Here is a 15,261-nt window from a genome sequence, read left to right on the forward strand (position 1 = left end):
GAACTCTCCCTTCCGCTAATAACTTTATAGCGCACATAGGGGCTTGCCGCAAGACCCCCGGATTGGGGCAGAATCTCCTCCTCGAACAGGTAAAGTGCCTGATCAGACAGGGGATTCAACGTTGCAAGCATTCGATCTCGCGGGCCGTCACGACGCCAAGGCGGACCCGGCACTGATCGCTGAGGACGAGCAGCAGTTCGCTGCCATCGGGCAGAGTCTCGAGGAGCAGATCGCTGAGCTGAACGAGCGGCTCGACGACGTACGCCGCCGCCCCGGCGGACACGGCCAGGAGGCGATGGACCGCGATCTGGAGGTGCACCGGCTCGGTGGGCAGCTGCGGATGCTGCGCAGGTTCAGTCTGGACCTGTGTCTGGGGCGGATCGTCACCGACTCCGGCAGCACCATCTACATCGGGCGCCTCGGACTGACCGCCACCGATGGGCGCCGGCTGCTGGTCGACTGGCGCTCACCGGCGGCCGAGCCGTTCTTCGCGGCCACGCACGCCGACCCGCGCGGGCTGCTGAGCCGGCGTCGCTACCGTTGGACCAACGGGCGGATCACCGACTACTGGGACGAGGTCTTCACCGCCGAGGGACTCGAGGGACATGCCGCGCTGGACGACCAGTCGGCCTTCATCGCCACCCTCGGCAGCAGCCGCTCTCCGCAGATGCGCGACGTGCTCGGCACGATCCAGTCCGACCAGGACGCCATCATCCGCGCGTCCTCACGAGGCGCGCTGGTCGTCGACGGCGGACCGGGAACGGGCAAGACCGTGGTGGCGCTGCACCGCACGGCGTACCTCCTCTACTCCGACCCGCGCCTGGGCGAGGGCAAGGGCGGGGTGCTGTTCGTGGGCCCGCACGAGCCCTATCTCTCCTACGTCGCCGACGTGCTGCCGAGCCTGGGCGAAGAGGGCGTACGCACCACCACGCTGCGCCGGATGGTGCCCGAGGGTGCTTCGCTGGCGCCGGAGACGGACAAGGAGGTGGCCCGGCTCAAGGCCGACACCCGGATGGTCGCCGCGATCGAGCCGGCGGTGGCACTCTACGAGAAGCCTCCCTCGAAGCCGACCCTGGTCGAGACTCCTTACGGCGACGCCGTGATCAGCACCGGCGACTGGGCCGAGGCGATCGCCGCGGCCGAGCCGGGTACGCCGCACAACGACGCCCGCGACCAGGTCTGGGATGCGCTGCTGAAGATCGTGACCGGACGGATCCAGGAGAACACCGGCAGCGACCACGACGCCGATCTCGACGGCTGGGCCAAGGATGACTGGAACAGCTCGGACCAGGATGAGGACGAGTTCGACGCGTACGGCCTCGTCGACGAGGACGCGACCGACGCCGTCCGGGCCTCCCTGGAGACCAACGCCGGGCTGCTCGACGTCTTCGGCCAGGTCTGGCCGCGACTGCGTCCGGCCGACATCGTCGGGGATCTGTGGGAGGTGCCGGCGTTCCTGCGCCTGTGCGCGCCCTGGCTCACTCCCGAGGAGGTGGCGACGCTGCAGCGTGATCCGGTTGTCCAGGCTGGGCAGGCCTGGACCGACGCGGACCTGCCACTGCTCGACGCCGCCCACCGTCGCCTCGGCGACCCCGATGCCTCACGGCGCCGGAGCGCCAGGAAGGCGGCCGCGGCCGCCGACCGGAAGGCGAAGGCCGAGGTCGTCTCCGACCTGATCAGTCACGACGACTCCGACATGAAGGTCATGTCGATGCTGCGGGGCCAGGACCTACGCACAGCACTCCTCGACGACTCGGTGCGGGAGCCGGACGAGCTCGACCCGTACGCCGGCCCGTTCGCTCACATCGTCGTCGACGAGGCCCAGGAGCTGACCGACGCCGAGTGGCAGATGCTGATCAACCGTTGCCCCTCGCGCAGCTTCACGATCGTCGGCGACCGGGCCCAGGCCCGGCACGGGTTCACCGAGTCCTGGCAGGAGCGTCTCGAGCGGGTCGGTCTGGACCGGATCGAGATGGCCGGCCTGAGCGTCAACTACCGCACGCCGGAGGAGGTGATGGCCGAGGCCGAGCCGGTCATCCGGGCCGCGCTCCCCGACGCCAACGTGCCCACGTCGGTCCGCGCCTCCGGCATCCCGGTCGTCCACGGCCCCGTTGCGGACCTCGAGGAGATCTTGGACACCTGGCTCGCCGAGCACGACGAAGGCATCGCCTGCGTCATCGCTGCCGGTTCATCGGATCTGAACGAAGGCCGGGTACGCCGCCTGTCCCCCGAGCACGCCAAGGGGCTCGAGTTCGACCTGGTCGTCCTCATCGACCCCGAGACGTACGGGACCGGGATCGAGGGCGCCGTGGACCGCTACGTCGCGATGACGCGGGCGACCCAGCAGTTGGCGATCCTGACGACCTGACCGGTCAGTGCGTCGCGGCGGGGAGGTTGTCGTCGTCGCCCTTGTGGGGCTTGGGCAGCAGCCCCTCGCCGCGGAGGATGCCGGGAAGGAGCACCAGGAGGGAGATGACCACCGTCAGGATGAGCGGGACGATCAGGATGAGCAGGAGGAAACCGGAGGCGGTCATCTCCTCGGCGACCGGCCACCCGTCGGGGACTGCGGCGCCAGCGGGACCAGCGGTAGCAACAGAGGCGACGACAGCGGCGGTGGCGGAGGCGCCGAAGTGGCCGGCGCGGCGCAGGATCTGGTTGCTCACGCGCAGATACTAACCGGCGTACGGACCGGTGCTCGTCAACGCCCCTCGTCCGGCAGGGGTCGCGGCCATCTGGGATTGGCCGCGGGCCTTGAACGCGTTGGATACTGGAACTCATGTCCATTCCCCCGAACCCCCCACTGGTCTCGGTCTCCTGGTCGACTCTCGGCGAATGGGTGATCGGCATCCCCCTGCGTATCGCCGGCCTGATCCTGCTGGCGATCGTGCTCCGCTGGGTGCTTCACCGGGTCATCGACAAGGTCGTGGTCCGCGCCGTCGAGACGCCCGGACTTTCCGGCAAGCTCACCAAGTCGGCCGAGGCGAGCGATACGCCCGTCGCCTCGTCCCGCCGCAGCCAGCGTGCCCAGGCGATCGGATCGCTGCTCAAGAGCATCATCACCGGCGTCCTGGTCGCGATCTTCACCACCATGATCATGTCCGAGCTCGGGGTCAACATCGCCCCGATCATCGCCTCGGCCGGAATCGTCGGCCTGGCGCTCGGTTTCGGCGCCCAGTCGCTGGTGCGGGACTACCTGTCCGGCATCTTCATGATCATCGAGGACCAGTACGGCGTCGGTGACAGCATCGAGGTCAACAACATCATCGGCACGGTCGAGGCCGTGACGCTGCGGATCACCCGGCTGCGGTCGCTCGACGGCACGGTCTGGTACATCCCCAACGGCGAGATCCTCACGGTCGGCAACCACAGCCAGAACTGGGCCCGAGCCGTCATCGACGTCGGGGTCGGCTACAACGAGGACCTCACCAAGGTGCAGCGCGTGCTTCGCGAGGTCTCCCGCGACCTGTGGGTCGACGAGGAGTTCAAGGGCCAGATCATCGAGGAGCCCGAGGTCACCGGCGTCGAGGCGCTGGCCGCCGACTCGATCACGGTGCGGGTGCTGATCAAGACGCTGCCCCTCAAGCAGTGGGCGATCGCGCGCGAGATGCGCCAGCGGATCAAGGCCCGCCTCGACTACGAGGGCATCGAGATCCCGTTCCCGCAGCGGGTCGTCTGGCACCGCGACGAGAAGGCCGCTGACGAGGAGCAGCCGGCCAAGGCCTGACGTACGCCGCCGTTGGTCGAGCTTGTCGAGACCCGATGGTCTCGACAAGCTCGGCCTACACGGGATCAGGCGAGGGCGGCGTCGAGGGTGATCGTGGTGCCGGTGAGGGCCTGGCTGACCGGGCAGCCGGCCTTGGCAGCCTCGGCGAGGCTGACGAAGGTCTCGTTGTCGAGCCCCTCGACCTCACCACGGGTGGTCAGCTTGATGCCGGTGATGCCCTTGCCGGGCGTGAACTCGACATCCGCGCTGGTCTGCAGGCTGGTCGCCGGGGTGCCGTTGTCGGCCAGGCCCTTGGAGAAGGCCATCGAGAAGCAGGAGGAGTGGGCTGCGGCGATGAGCTCCTCGGGGCTGGTCTTGCCGTTGGGCTCCTCGGAGCGGGCCGGCCAGGAGACGTCGTAGGTCCCCAGACCTGAGGAATCCAGCGTCACCTTCCCGGCACCCTCGAAGAGCGTGCCCTCCCAGACGGTGGTGGCAGTGCGGGTGGTGGCCATCGTTTATCTCCCAAAGATCGAGTGTGTGCGTACGCCTCCGATCCTGCCACGGGCGGCGAACGCGGACCCGCGTGGAAGAATGGCTCAGTGACGTTTTATGAGGAGATCGGCGGGATGGAGACCATCCGCACGATCGTGGCCAAGTTCTACGAGGGCGTGGCGACCGACGAGCTGATGCGGCCGATGTATCCGGAGGAGGATCTCGGTCCGGCCCAGGAGCGACTGACCCTCTTCCTGGCTCAGTACTGGGGCGGCCCGAGCACCTACTCCGAGCAGCGCGGGCACCCGCGGCTGCGGATGCGTCACGCCCCGTTCGAGGTCACCTCGGAGGCTCGTGACCGCTGGCTCCAGCACTTCCGCGAGGGCCTCGACGCCGCCGGGCTGACACCGGAGCAGGACGCGCAGTTCTGGGCCTACGCCGAGCATGCCGCCAACTTCATGATCAACACGCCCGGGTGAGCCCCCTGCCGCGCCGTGCGCGCCGCGGCAAGGGCCTGCTCCGTCACCCGACCCAGATCGTGGCGGTCGGGTTCGCAGCCATGATCCTGATCGGCACACTCCTGCTGATGCTTCCGGTGGCGCGCACCGAGCCGGGCCATGCGCCGTTCCTGACGGCCCTGTTCACCGCGACCAGCGCCGTCTGCGTCACCGGTCTGGTCGTCGTCGACACCCCGACCTACTGGTCGACCTTCGGCGAGGTCACCATCCTCGGGCTGATCCAGGTCGGCGGGATCGGGATCATGACGCTCGCCTCGATGCTGACACTGGTCGTCTTCCGCCGGCTCGGGCTGCGGTTCCGCCTCACCGCCGCGGTGGAGCACACCAGCTCCGGTCTCGGTGACGTCCGCAGCGTCATCAAGGGAGTCGTAGGCATCAGCCTGGTCATCGAGCTGATCATCGCGATCCCGCTGACGCTGCGCTTCTGGCTGGGCTACGGCGCCACCCTGGAGCGGGCTGCCTACGACGGCATCTTCCACTCGATCTCCGCCTTCAACAACGCCGGCTTCGCGCTGCGCTCTGACTCGCTGATGGGGTACGTCGCCGACCCCTGGATCTGCCTGCCGATCGCCGTCGCCGTGATCGCCGGTGGTCTCGGGTTCCCGGTGTGGCTGGAGCTGCTGCGGCGTACGAAGGTGCGGATGTGGAGCCTGCACACGAAGATGACCGTCTCGGGCACCATCGGACTGCTGATCATCGGCTCGCTGTTCTTCACCGCGGTCGAGTGGGGGAACGCCGGCACCCTGGGCGCGCTGAGCACCCCGGAGAAGCTGCTGGCCGGCTTCTTCCAGAGCACCATGACGCGTACGGCCGGGTTCAACAGCCTGGACTACGAGCAGATGCACGAAGGCACGCTGCTCGGCGTGGACGTGCTGATGCTCATCGGGGGAGGGTCGGCGGGCACCGCGGGCGGCCTCAAGGTCACCACCTTCATGCTGCTCTTCTTCGTCATCCTCGCTGAGGTGCGCGGCCAGCGCGAGGTCGAGGCGTTCGACCGACGCATCGACCCGCGGGCCATCCGTCAGGCCCTCACGGTCGCGCTGCTCTCGGTCGGCTTCGTGGTCACCGGCACCATCGCGCTGCTGCACCTGGTCGACGCGCCCACCCATCGAGTGCTCTTCGAGGCCGTCTCGGCCTTCGCGACTGTGGGACTGTCGACCAACCTCACCTATGACGTCCCCCCGGGCGGTCAGCTGATCCTGGTCGCGATGATGTTCATCGGCAGGATCGGTCCCATCACCCTCGTCTCCGCCCTGGCGCTCCGCGACCGCGAGCGTCTGCACCGCTACCCGGAAGGACGGCCCCTCATTGGCTAGGACCAGATCGGACAAGAACGGCACCACCCGCGGCGGCGTCGCCGTGCTCGGCCTCGGCCGGTTCGGCAGCGCGCTCGCCCTCGAGCTCGTCGAGGAGGGCGAGGAGGTGCTCGCCGCCGACCTGAACCCTCGGGCGGTCCAGGAGCACGCTGGCCGGCTGACCCACGTGGTCGAGGCCGACACCACGAGCGAGGACGCCATGCGCGGGCTCGGCCTCGGCGAGTTCGGCACCGTGGTCGTGAGCATCGGCACCGACATCGAGGCGAGCATCCTGACCGCGTCGGTCGCGATCCATCTCGGCGTACGCAACGTCTGGGCCAAGGCGATCAGCGAGCCCCACGCCCGGATCCTCGCCCAGATCGGGGTGCACAACGTCGTCCGCCCCGAGCACGACATGGGTCAACGCGTCGCCCACCTAGTCCGCGGACGGATGCTCGACTACATCGAGTTCGACGACGGGTACGTCTTCGTGAAGACTCGTCCGCCGGCCCTGCTGCACAACCGCAGCCTCACCGGCGTCGGCGTGCGCAAGACCTACGGCGTCACCGTCGTCGGGGTGAAACCGGCCGGCGGCACGTTCACCTACACGAGCGCGGAGACCGTCATCCGCCCCGACGACCACATCATCGTCTCCGGGCCCCAGGACAAGGTCGAGGCCTTCGCGCGGCTCTAGGTCAGGTCAAGCGCGCGGATCGAGGGTGTAGCCGACGCCAGGGGTGGTGACCAGGTGGCGCGGGCGGGAAGGGTCCTCCTCGAGCTTGCGGCGCAGCTGGGCGGCGTAGACCCGCAGATAGTGGGTCTCCTTGGCGTAGGCCGGGCCCCACACCTCCTTGAGAATCTGCTCCCGCGGGACCAGCCGGCCGAGGTTGCGGGCGAGGAGCTCGAGGAACGACCACTCGGTCGGGGTGAGGCGGACGTCCTCACCTGCCTTGTGGACACGCTTGCGGGCGAAGTCGATCTCCAGGTCGCCGACGTTCACGGTGGCCGCCGCGGGCGGTGCGGAGTCCTGGGACCGCCGGACGGCAGCTCGAAGACGAGCCATCAGCTCGTTCATCGCGAACGGCTTGGTCACGTAGTCGTCGGCCCCGAGGTCCAGCGCCTCGATCTTGTCGTCGCCGTGCTGGCGCGCGGAGAGCACGACGACCGGCACCTGGGTCCAGCCGCGCAGCCCCTCGATCACCTCCGTGCCGTCCAGGTCCGGGAGGCCGAGGTCGAGCAGGACGACGTCGGGGTGGGTCGCCGCGGCGGCGGCGAGCGCCGAACGCCCATCGGTCGCCGTCTCGACCTCCCAGCCGGCGGCACGCAGGTTGATGGCGAGCGCCCGAAGCAGGGCAGGCTCGTCGTCGACGACGAGTACGCGGCTCATCGATCCACCTCTGCGCGCGGCACCGCGACGACCATGGTCAGGCCACCGCCAGGGGTGTCCTCGGCGGACAATCTGATCCCGAGCGCCTCGCTCAGTCCCTTGGCCACGGCGAGGCCGAGACCCAACCCGTCCGCCGAGGTGTCGTCGAGGCGCTGGAAGGGCTCGAACATCCGCTCCCGCTGCTCCTCGGGAACACCCGGTCCGCGATCGACGACCATCACCTCCACAGTCTCCGGTGTCTCGTGCGCGAGGACGCGTACCGGCTCGCCGGGGCGCGGCCCCTGGGCGCTGGCGCGAACGGCGTTGCTCACCAGGTTGGCGACGACCCGCTCCAACAACCCTGAGTCGGTGCGTACGAGAGGGGTCCCCTCGTCGACGTCGAACACGATCGATCCCGGGGGCAGGCCGGCGACCGCCAGCGGCAGCGACTCCTCCAGGCTGACGTCCCGCATCGCCGGGTGGACCAGGCCGGCCTCGACCCGGGAGAGGTCGAGGAGGTTGTCGATGAGCGCCTCGAGCTGGTCGGCGGAGGTGGCGGCCGACTCGATGAGCTCCTTGCGATCCTGCTCGGGCAACCGGTCCGTCAGCAGACCGTCGAGAGCCGCGCGCATCGTCGCCAGCGGCGTACGCAGGTCGTGGGAGACCGCGCGGAGCAGCGAGGTCGAGGTCTGCTCGGCCCGCTCCAGCGCCAGCGCGCGGTCGGCCTGGTCTCGCAACCGGCGATACTCCAGCACCAGCGAGGTCTGGATGGCGAAGGCGTCCAGCACGCGCTGGTCCGCCGCCCGGAGCGGATCGCCGCGCAGCACGATCACGTGATCGTCGTCGACCCGGACCTGGGTGTCGCCGGATCCAGGCTCCTTCGCCGCGTCCTGGCCGACCTCGGCCAGCGTGTGCCACCCCGACGCGCTCGCTCGCAGCAGGGCCACCGACCGCTGCCCGAAGCTCTCGCGTACGCGATGGACGATCGCCTCCGCGGTGTCCTGGCCGGTGAGCACCGACCTCGACAGGGCACCGATCGTCGACGCCTCCGCGCGCGCCCGCGCCGCCTCCTCCGAACGTCGTGCCGCCTGATCGACGACCCCCGCCACGGACAGCGCGATCATCAGGAAGACCCCCAGCGCGACGACGTTGTGCGAGCTCTGCACGGTCAGGTCGTAGTAGGGCTGGGTGAAGAAGAAGTTCAGCACCCCGGCGCCGATCATGGCTGCGACCGCCGACGCCCGCCTGCCTCCGATGAGCGCCACCGCCACGATCGCGCCGGTCATCAGCAGGCTGGCCACCGGGAGCTGGGCGTTGCGGTCGGCCGACGGCACCAGGTAGAGGCACCCGAGCAGCGCGAACGGCAGCACGACCGCAGCGGCCCATCCCGCCAGCCGCCGCGAACGGCCCAGCGCCGATCGAGGCCGCCGCAGGGGTAGGCCTGCCCCGGCGTGCTCATGGGTCACCAGGTGCACGTCGATGCTGCCCGCCGCGGTCGCGATCCGGTCGCCGGTGCTGCCGCTGAACAGGCGTCGTACCCGGCCGTGCCGGGAGACACCGACGATGATCATCGTGGCGTTGGCACCGGCCGCGAAGTCGACGATCGCGGTGGCGGGATCGTCGCCGATGACGGTGTGGAAGGTGCCGCCCAGCGACCGGGTGAGGCTCTGGCTCTGCGGAAGGTCGCCTGTCGACCGTGCCAGGCCGTCCGCGGAGACGACGTGCACCGCGACCAGCTCGGAGCCCTTGGCGCGCTGGCAGAGCCGAGCCCCACGGCGCAGCAGGGTCTCCGACTCGGGCCCGCCGGTGACCGCGACCACGATGCGCTCCTTGGTGGGCCAGGGATGCGCGATCTGGTGCTCACGCCGGTAGTCGCCGAGCGCGTCGTCGACCCGGTCCGCCAGCCACAGCAGCGCCAGCTCCCGCAGTGCGGTGAGGTTGCCGACCCGGAAGTACGAGGTCAGCGAGGCGTCGATGTTCTCCGGCTTGTAGACGTTGCCATGGGCCATCCTCCGCCGCAGCGCCTGCGGCGCCATGTCGACCAGGTGGATCATGTCGGCGGTGCGTACGAGGTCGTCGGGGACGGTCTCCCGCTGGCGTACGCCGGTGATCCGCTCGACCTCGTCGTTGAGCGACTCCAGGTGCTGGATGTTGACGGTCGTGATCACGTCGATCCCGGCCGCTCGGAGCTGCTCGATGTCCTGGGCCCGCTTGAGGTGCGGGCTGCCGGGCACGTTGGTGTGCGCGAGCTCGTCGACACAGACCACCTTCGGGTCGCGGGCGATCACCGCCTCCACGTCGAGCTCGGTGAAGGTCGTTCCGCGATAGACGATCTCCCGGCTCGGGATCACCTCGAGCCCCTCGATCTGGCGCATGGTGTTGCTGCGGTCGTGGGTCTCGACGAACCCGACCACCACATCGGTCCCCCGCGCCTGACGACGCCGCGCCTCACCGAGCATGGCGTAGGTCTTGCCCACGCCGGGCGCGGCTCCGAGATAGACGGTCAGACGACCCCGCGGTTGCTGGGGCCGTCCGACCGTCGACGTGGTCTGCACGTCCCTATTCAACCTCTCCGCGCACCGCGATGTTGAGCTCGAGCACGTTGACCCGCGGTTCACCGAGGAATCCGAAGGTGCGGTCGTCGGTGTGCTCGGCCACCAGCGCCGCCACCGCGTCCTCCGAGAGCCCGTTGACGCGGGCCACCCGGGACACCTGGAGGGCTGCGTAAGCCGGTGAGATGTCCGGGTCGATCCCGGAAGCGGAGGCGGTGACGGCGTCGGCGGGAACCTGGTCGACCGAGACGCCTTCACGAACCGCGACGTCGCGGCGGCGCTCCTTGATCGCCTTGACCAGGTCCGGGTCCTCGGGGCCGAGGTTGGAGCCGGAGGTGGACAGCGTGTCCCAGCCGTCGCCGGCCACGCTGGGACGCGGGTGGAAGAGTCGCTCGTCGTCGTTGCGCTGCCCGATCAGGGCCGAGCCGACCGCCTCGGCGGGGTCGTCGGTGTGCGCGCCGGATTCGGTGACCAGGGAGCCGTCGGCTCGCCACCCGAAGGCAGCCTGGGCCACACCGGTGACGACGAGCGGGTAGGCGATCCCGCACAGCAGGGTCGCGGCGATGAGCACACGGAGCCCGGCGAGGGAGTGACGCAGCAGTGCAAGGAGATCAGACATGTTCACAGTCCTGGGATGAGAGAGACGAAGAGGTCGAGCAGCTTGATCCCGAGGAACGGCGCGATCAGGCCGCCGATCCCGTAGCGCAGCAGGTTGCGGCGCAGCAGAGCCGAGGCAGAGGACGGCCGGTAGCTGACTCCGCGCAGGGCCAGCGGGATCAGCGCGATGATGATCAGCGCGTTGAAGACCACTGCGGAGACGATCGCCGACTCCGGCGAGGACAGCCGCATGATGTTGAGGGCATCCAGCGCGGGGAAGACCCCGACGAACATCGCCGGCAGGATCGCGAAGTACTTGGCGACGTCGTTGGCCACCGAGAAGGTGGTCAGCGCGCCCCGGGTGATCAGCAGCTGCTTGCCGATCTCGACCACATCGATCAGCTTGGTCGGGTCGGAGTCGAGGTCGACCATGTTGCCGGCCTCCTTGGCTGCGGTCGTCCCGGTGTTCATCGCGACACCGACATCGGCCTGGGCGAGCGCGGGGGCGTCGTTGGTGCCGTCGCCGCACATCGCGACCATCCTTCCGCCGCGCTGCTCCTGGCGGATCAGCGCCAGCTTGTCCTCCGGGGTGGCCTCGGCGAGGAAGTCGTCGACACCCGCCTCCTTGGCGATGGCAGCCGCAGTGGCGGCGTTGTCGCCGGTGATCATCACCGTCTTGATGCCCATCGCGCGGAGCTCGTCGAAACGCTCGCGGATGCCGTCCTTGACGACGTCCTTGAGGTGTACGACGCCCAGCACCCGCGCCGGGTCACCGTCGCGGCGTTCGGCGACGACGAGCGGCGTGCCACCGCTCTCGGCGATCCGAGCGACGATCTCGTCGGTCTCCGCCGGCACCTGCCCGCCGTTCCCCTTCACCCAGGCAGCCACGGCGGACCCGGCGCCCTTGCGTACGTTCAGGCCTGGGCTGTCCAGCCCGGACATCCGGGTGGTGGCGGAGAACTCCACCATCGTGGCCACTTCCGGCCTGCCCATGGGGCGACCAACCAGCGTCAGGATGCTCCGCCCCTCCGGGGTCTGGTCGGAGAGGCTGGCCAGGAGCGCCGCGTTCTCCGCGCCGGTCAGCGTGACCCCGGTGACCGGGACGATCTCGTACGCCTGCCGGTTGCCGTACGTGATCGTGCCGGTCTTGTCGAGCAGGAGCACGTCCACGTCCCCCGCCGCCTCGACCGCCCGGCCGGACATCGCGAGCACGTTGCGGCGTACGAGCCGGTCCATGCCGGCGATGCCGATCGCGCTCAGCAGAGCGCCGATGGTGGTCGGGATCAGGCAGACCAGCAGTGCGGTGAGGACCAGCCACGACTGGTGTGCTCCCGAGTAGTCGGCCAGGTAGTAGAGGCTCCCGCAGACCACCACGAAGATGACGGTCAGGCTGCTCAGGAGCACGTTGAGCGCGACCTCGTTGGGGGTGCGCTGCCGCTCCGAGCCCTCGACCAGGGCGATCATCCGGTCCACGAAGGAGTGGCCCGGGTCGGAGGTGATCCGGACGACGATCCGGTCCGAGAGGACCAGGGTGCCGCCGGTCACCGCGCTGCGGTCGCCGCCGGACTCGCGGATCACCGGAGCCGACTCGCCGGTCACGGCCGACTCGTCGACGCTGGCGACGCCGTCGATGACGTCACCGTCGCCCGGGATCCGCTCGCCGGCCTCGATCACGACGACGTCTCCGACGCGCAGGTCGGTGGAGGCGACGAGCTCCTCGGCGCCGCCGATTCCCCCACGGAGACGGCGGGCCGTGGTCTCGGTCTGGAGGGCACGCAGGCTGGCCGCCTGAGCCTTCCCGCGGCCCTCGGCGACCGACTCTGCCAGGGCACCGAAGACGACGGTGAGCCACAGCCAGGCGGTGACCAGCCACCCCATCGCCGACGGGTCGCGGACCGACATGACGGTCGTGGCGGCCGCACCGATCTCCACCACCAGCATGACCGGGGTGGCCACCAGCTTGCGGGGATCGAGCTTGCGCAGCGCTCCGGGCATCGCCTCGGCGACCTGCTTGACCGTGAGCACCGAGGCCGCGGCCTCGACACTGGCGTCGTGCTCGGCGTGGTCCTCAGGGGTACGTACGGGGGTCTGGGTCATGACAGGGACTCCACGATCGGGCCCAGCATGAGAGCCGGGACGAAGGTCAGGCCGACGACGACCAGCGCGACGCCGGTCAGCAGGCCGATGAAGAGCGGGCGGTGGGTGGGCAGGGTGCCGGCGCTGGCCGGCAGCCGGTTGGCGGTCGCGAACCGACCTGCCAGGGCGAGCACCAGGACCATCGGGACGAACCGGCCGAGCAGCATCAGCAACCCGAGCAGCGTGTTCCAGAACGGGGTGCCCGAGCCGATCCCGGCGAAGGCGGAGCCGTTGTTGTTGGAAGCACTGGTGACGGCGTAGAGCGCCTCGGAGAGGCCGTGCGGTCCGTCGGTCGAGAGGCCGGCCAGCCCTGCCGGCGCGGTGAGCGCGATCGCAGCGCCGACGAGCACCAGGATCGGCGTGGCCAGGATGTAGACAGCGACCAGGACGATCTCGTCGCGGCTGATCTTCTTGCCGAGATACTCAGGCGTACGTCCCACCATCAGGCCGCACAGGAAGACCGTGACCACGGCGAGCATGAGCATGCCGTAGAGCCCCGAGCCGACTCCGCCGGGAGCGATCTCGCCGAGCATCATGCCGAACAGCGCGACGCCGCCGCCAGGGGCCGTGAGGCTCTCGTGCATGCCGTTCACGGCGCCGGTCGAGGTGCCGGTGGTGGCCGCGGCGAAGAGCGCCGTGGCGGCCTCACCGAAACGGGTCTCCTTGCCCTCCATCGCCGCTCCGGCGAGCTGCGGAGCGGTGCCGGGACCGGCCATCTCCGCCCAGGTCAGCAGGGTGACGCCGACGGCGAGCAGCGCAGCCATCGTGGCGAGGACTGCGCCACCTTGGCGCCTGTCCCCCACGATGCGACCGAACGCCCAGGCCATCGAGAACGGAATCACGAGGATCGCCCAGATCTCGAGCAGGTTGGTGAACGGGTTGGGGTTCTCGAACGGGTGGGCCGAGTTGACGTTGTAGAACCCGCCGCCGTTGGTGCCGAGCTCCTTGATCGCCTCCTGACTGGCGACCGGGCCACCGGTCAACGGCTGGGCGCCGCCGGTCAGCGTGGTCATCTCGTGCACAGGGTGCAGGTTCTGCACCACCCCGGCCGCGACCAGCACGATCGCGACCACGAAGGCCATCGGCAGGAGGACCCGGTGGGTCGTACGCACCAGGTCGACCCAGAAGTTGCCGATCCTTCCCTGGTTGCGCGTCCGGGCCAGCCCGCGGGCGAAGGCCGCGGCGACCGATAGACCGACCGCGGCGGAGACGAAGTTCTGCACCGCGAGCCCGGCCATCTGGATCAGGTGGCCGGCAGCGGCCTCGCCGGCGTACCACTGCCAGTTGGTGTTGGTCACGAACGAGACGGCGGTGTTCCACGCCCCGTCGCTGGGCAGCGGATCGAGTCCGCCGTCGAGCGGCAGCAGGCTCTGCAGCCGGCCGAAGGCGAAGAGGAACAGGATCCCGGCCAGCGAGAAGCCGAGCACGGACATCGCGTAGGAGCGCCAGTGCTGGTCGGCGTCGGCGTCCACCTTGAGGGCCCTGTAGGCCACCGTCTCGGCGCGTAGGTGCCGGGGGCTGGTGTAGACGTGGGCGAGGTAGCGGCCCAGGAGCGGCACGCTGAGCGTCAGCGCGGCGACCAGGGTGGCGATCTGCAGCACCGCGGCGAGCGTGGCGTTCATCGGGCGGAGCCTGCGTCGACGGTCGCGACGGTCTCCTGATCGGTGACCCGGTCGGGACCAGGATCGGTGGACGCAGAACCCAGCCGACGGTCGATCAGTCCGACCAGCAGGGCGAGCCCGATGAAGCACACGAGCGTGAGGAGGATGTAGATGAGGTCTGACACGCCCCCATTCCAGCCCCGGATCTGACCGTTCCAGACGGCGTTGACGGTTCCTTGACGCCCGCACGGACGGCCTTGACGCGTCCCTGACGTGTCCATCGCGGCTGTCGGCGGCTCAGGTCAGCTCGGGTCAGCTCAGGCCGGGCCAGGAAACGCTGACAAAGGTCCCGCTACTCGACAACCGACGAAAGCACTGGGAGGCTACTGGCCTCAAGCAGAACATTATGTGGACCAGAGCGCTCTCGGAGGACGCATGCGGGCAATTCAGGGGGCCATCGCCGGAGTCGGGCTTGCCCTCGTCGCCGTGATCGCGGTGGCACTGCTCATCGGCAACCCGGGTTCGATGGGATCGGACCCGGCGGGCCCGCAGTCGAAGCAGGCGGCCGGGCCGCCGAGCCGGCTCGGCGATGGGCCGGCCGGACCCGCCGAGCCCGTCGACGCCGTCGAGGACACCTCGGTCGGCACCCTGCCCCCTCCTCCCGACGCCTCGCGCGCAACTCAGCTCATCTCTCGTGATCTGCTCGCGCCGCCCGACGCCGTCCCCGACTCACGGCCTACCCGAACCCCGTCCGACGGCAAGACACTGGCCGCGCGGAAGGCTCGTCCGGCGAAGAAGCCCGACGCCTCTGCCCCGGCCCCCGCCTTTCCCGAGGACTTCACGTTCACCCGTGACGGCTGGGAGTGGGACGCATGGGACGGCACGGATGCTCGCTCCGACGACCGCGATCGCGACGGCGACGACTGCCGACGTGACCGCCGCCACGACCGCCAGCGCGACTGTGACGACCACGACTGGAGCGGCTGGCGCGACTGAGGTCC

14 protein-coding genes are annotated in these 15,261 nt (G+C 69.7%); 6 read left to right on the forward strand and 8 right to left on the reverse strand.

Annotated features, from left to right (window positions below; all coding sequences use genetic code 11):
- The first annotated feature begins 121 nt into the window (after positions 1-121).
- Positions 122-2,368 (forward strand): RNA polymerase recycling motor ATPase HelR, encoded by a 2,247-nt coding sequence (gene helR, locus H5T77_RS14930; protein ID WP_292650518.1) that lies wholly within the window; start codon positions 122-124, stop codon positions 2,366-2,368.
- A gap of 4 nt (positions 2,369-2,372) precedes the next feature.
- On the opposite strand, the gene H5T77_RS14935 is transcribed toward helR, so the two are convergent.
- Complete coding sequence (locus tag H5T77_RS14935) at positions 2,373-2,663, reverse strand: hypothetical protein (protein WP_292650520.1); 291 nt, start codon at positions 2,661-2,663, stop codon at positions 2,373-2,375.
- 113 nt (positions 2,664-2,776) lie between these two features.
- On the opposite strand from H5T77_RS14935, the gene H5T77_RS14940 reads away from it, so the two are divergent.
- A complete protein-coding gene (locus H5T77_RS14940) occupies positions 2,777-3,724 on the forward strand; it encodes a mechanosensitive ion channel family protein (protein ID WP_292650521.1) in 948 nt (315 codons plus the stop codon).
- 65 nt (positions 3,725-3,789) lie between these two features.
- Here H5T77_RS14940 and H5T77_RS14945 read toward each other — a convergent pair whose 3' ends face one another.
- Positions 3,790-4,215 carry an OsmC family peroxiredoxin gene (locus H5T77_RS14945; protein ID WP_292650523.1) on the reverse strand — a complete coding sequence of 142 codons (426 nt, stop codon included), beginning with the start codon at positions 4,213-4,215 and terminating at the stop codon, positions 3,790-3,792.
- Positions 4,216-4,302: 87 nt separating this feature from the next.
- Here H5T77_RS14945 and H5T77_RS14950 point away from each other — a divergent pair, with 87 nt between their 5' ends.
- Genes H5T77_RS14950 through H5T77_RS14960 form a run of 3 tightly spaced genes read left to right on the forward strand, consistent with a single transcriptional unit; the run spans position 4,303 to position 6,702 of the window.
- A complete protein-coding gene (locus H5T77_RS14950; protein WP_292650524.1) occupies positions 4,303-4,674 on the forward strand; it encodes a globin in 372 nt (123 codons plus the stop codon).
- The gene (locus H5T77_RS14955; protein WP_292650526.1) at positions 4,671-6,029 is read left to right on the forward strand and encodes a TrkH family potassium uptake protein; all 1,359 of its coding nucleotides are present in this window, start codon (positions 4,671-4,673) and stop codon (positions 6,027-6,029) included. Before H5T77_RS14950 ends, H5T77_RS14955 begins: the two co-directional genes overlap by 4 nt.
- Positions 6,022-6,702 carry a potassium channel family protein gene (locus H5T77_RS14960; protein ID WP_292650527.1) on the forward strand — a complete coding sequence of 227 codons (681 nt, stop codon included), beginning with the start codon at positions 6,022-6,024 and terminating at the stop codon, positions 6,700-6,702. The genes H5T77_RS14955 and H5T77_RS14960 overlap by 8 nt, the downstream gene beginning before the upstream one ends.
- A gap of 6 nt (positions 6,703-6,708) precedes the next feature.
- Here the strand turns inward: H5T77_RS14960 and H5T77_RS14965 are convergent, their stop codons facing one another.
- Genes H5T77_RS14965 through H5T77_RS14990 form a run of 6 tightly spaced genes read right to left on the reverse strand, consistent with a single transcriptional unit; the run spans position 6,709 to position 14,445 of the window.
- On the reverse strand, positions 6,709-7,395 hold the full coding sequence (locus tag H5T77_RS14965; protein WP_292650528.1) for a response regulator: 687 nt from the start codon (positions 7,393-7,395) through the stop codon (positions 6,709-6,711).
- Entirely contained in the window at positions 7,392-9,929 is a 2,538-nt protein-coding gene (locus H5T77_RS14970) for an ATP-binding protein (RefSeq protein WP_292650530.1), read from the reverse strand. The genes H5T77_RS14965 and H5T77_RS14970 overlap by 4 nt, the downstream gene beginning before the upstream one ends.
- A 4-nt stretch (positions 9,930-9,933) precedes the next feature.
- Complete coding sequence (gene kdpC / locus H5T77_RS14975; protein WP_292650532.1) at positions 9,934-10,545, reverse strand: potassium-transporting ATPase subunit KdpC; 612 nt, start codon at positions 10,543-10,545, stop codon at positions 9,934-9,936.
- Positions 10,546-10,547: 2 nt separating this feature from the next.
- The gene (gene kdpB, locus H5T77_RS14980; RefSeq protein ID WP_292650533.1) at positions 10,548-12,620 is read right to left on the reverse strand and encodes a potassium-transporting ATPase subunit KdpB; all 2,073 of its coding nucleotides are present in this window, start codon (positions 12,618-12,620) and stop codon (positions 10,548-10,550) included.
- Positions 12,617-14,281, reverse strand: a complete 1,665-nt coding sequence (gene kdpA / locus H5T77_RS14985; RefSeq protein WP_292650535.1) for a potassium-transporting ATPase subunit KdpA — start codon at positions 14,279-14,281, stop codon at positions 12,617-12,619. The genes kdpB and kdpA overlap by 4 nt, the downstream gene beginning before the upstream one ends.
- The gene (locus H5T77_RS14990) at positions 14,278-14,445 is read right to left on the reverse strand and encodes a hypothetical protein (protein ID WP_292650536.1); all 168 of its coding nucleotides are present in this window, start codon (positions 14,443-14,445) and stop codon (positions 14,278-14,280) included. The genes kdpA and H5T77_RS14990 overlap by 4 nt, the downstream gene beginning before the upstream one ends.
- A 250-nt stretch (positions 14,446-14,695) precedes the next feature.
- On the opposite strand from H5T77_RS14990, the gene H5T77_RS14995 reads away from it, so the two are divergent.
- Positions 14,696-15,256 carry a hypothetical protein gene (locus tag H5T77_RS14995; protein ID WP_292650537.1) on the forward strand — a complete coding sequence of 187 codons (561 nt, stop codon included), beginning with the start codon at positions 14,696-14,698 and terminating at the stop codon, positions 15,254-15,256.
- The last annotated feature ends 5 nt before the right edge of the window (positions 15,257-15,261 follow it).

Source organism: Nocardioides sp., from assembly GCF_014360585.1.
Lineage (GTDB): Bacteria > Actinomycetota > Actinomycetes > Propionibacteriales > Nocardioidaceae > Nocardioides.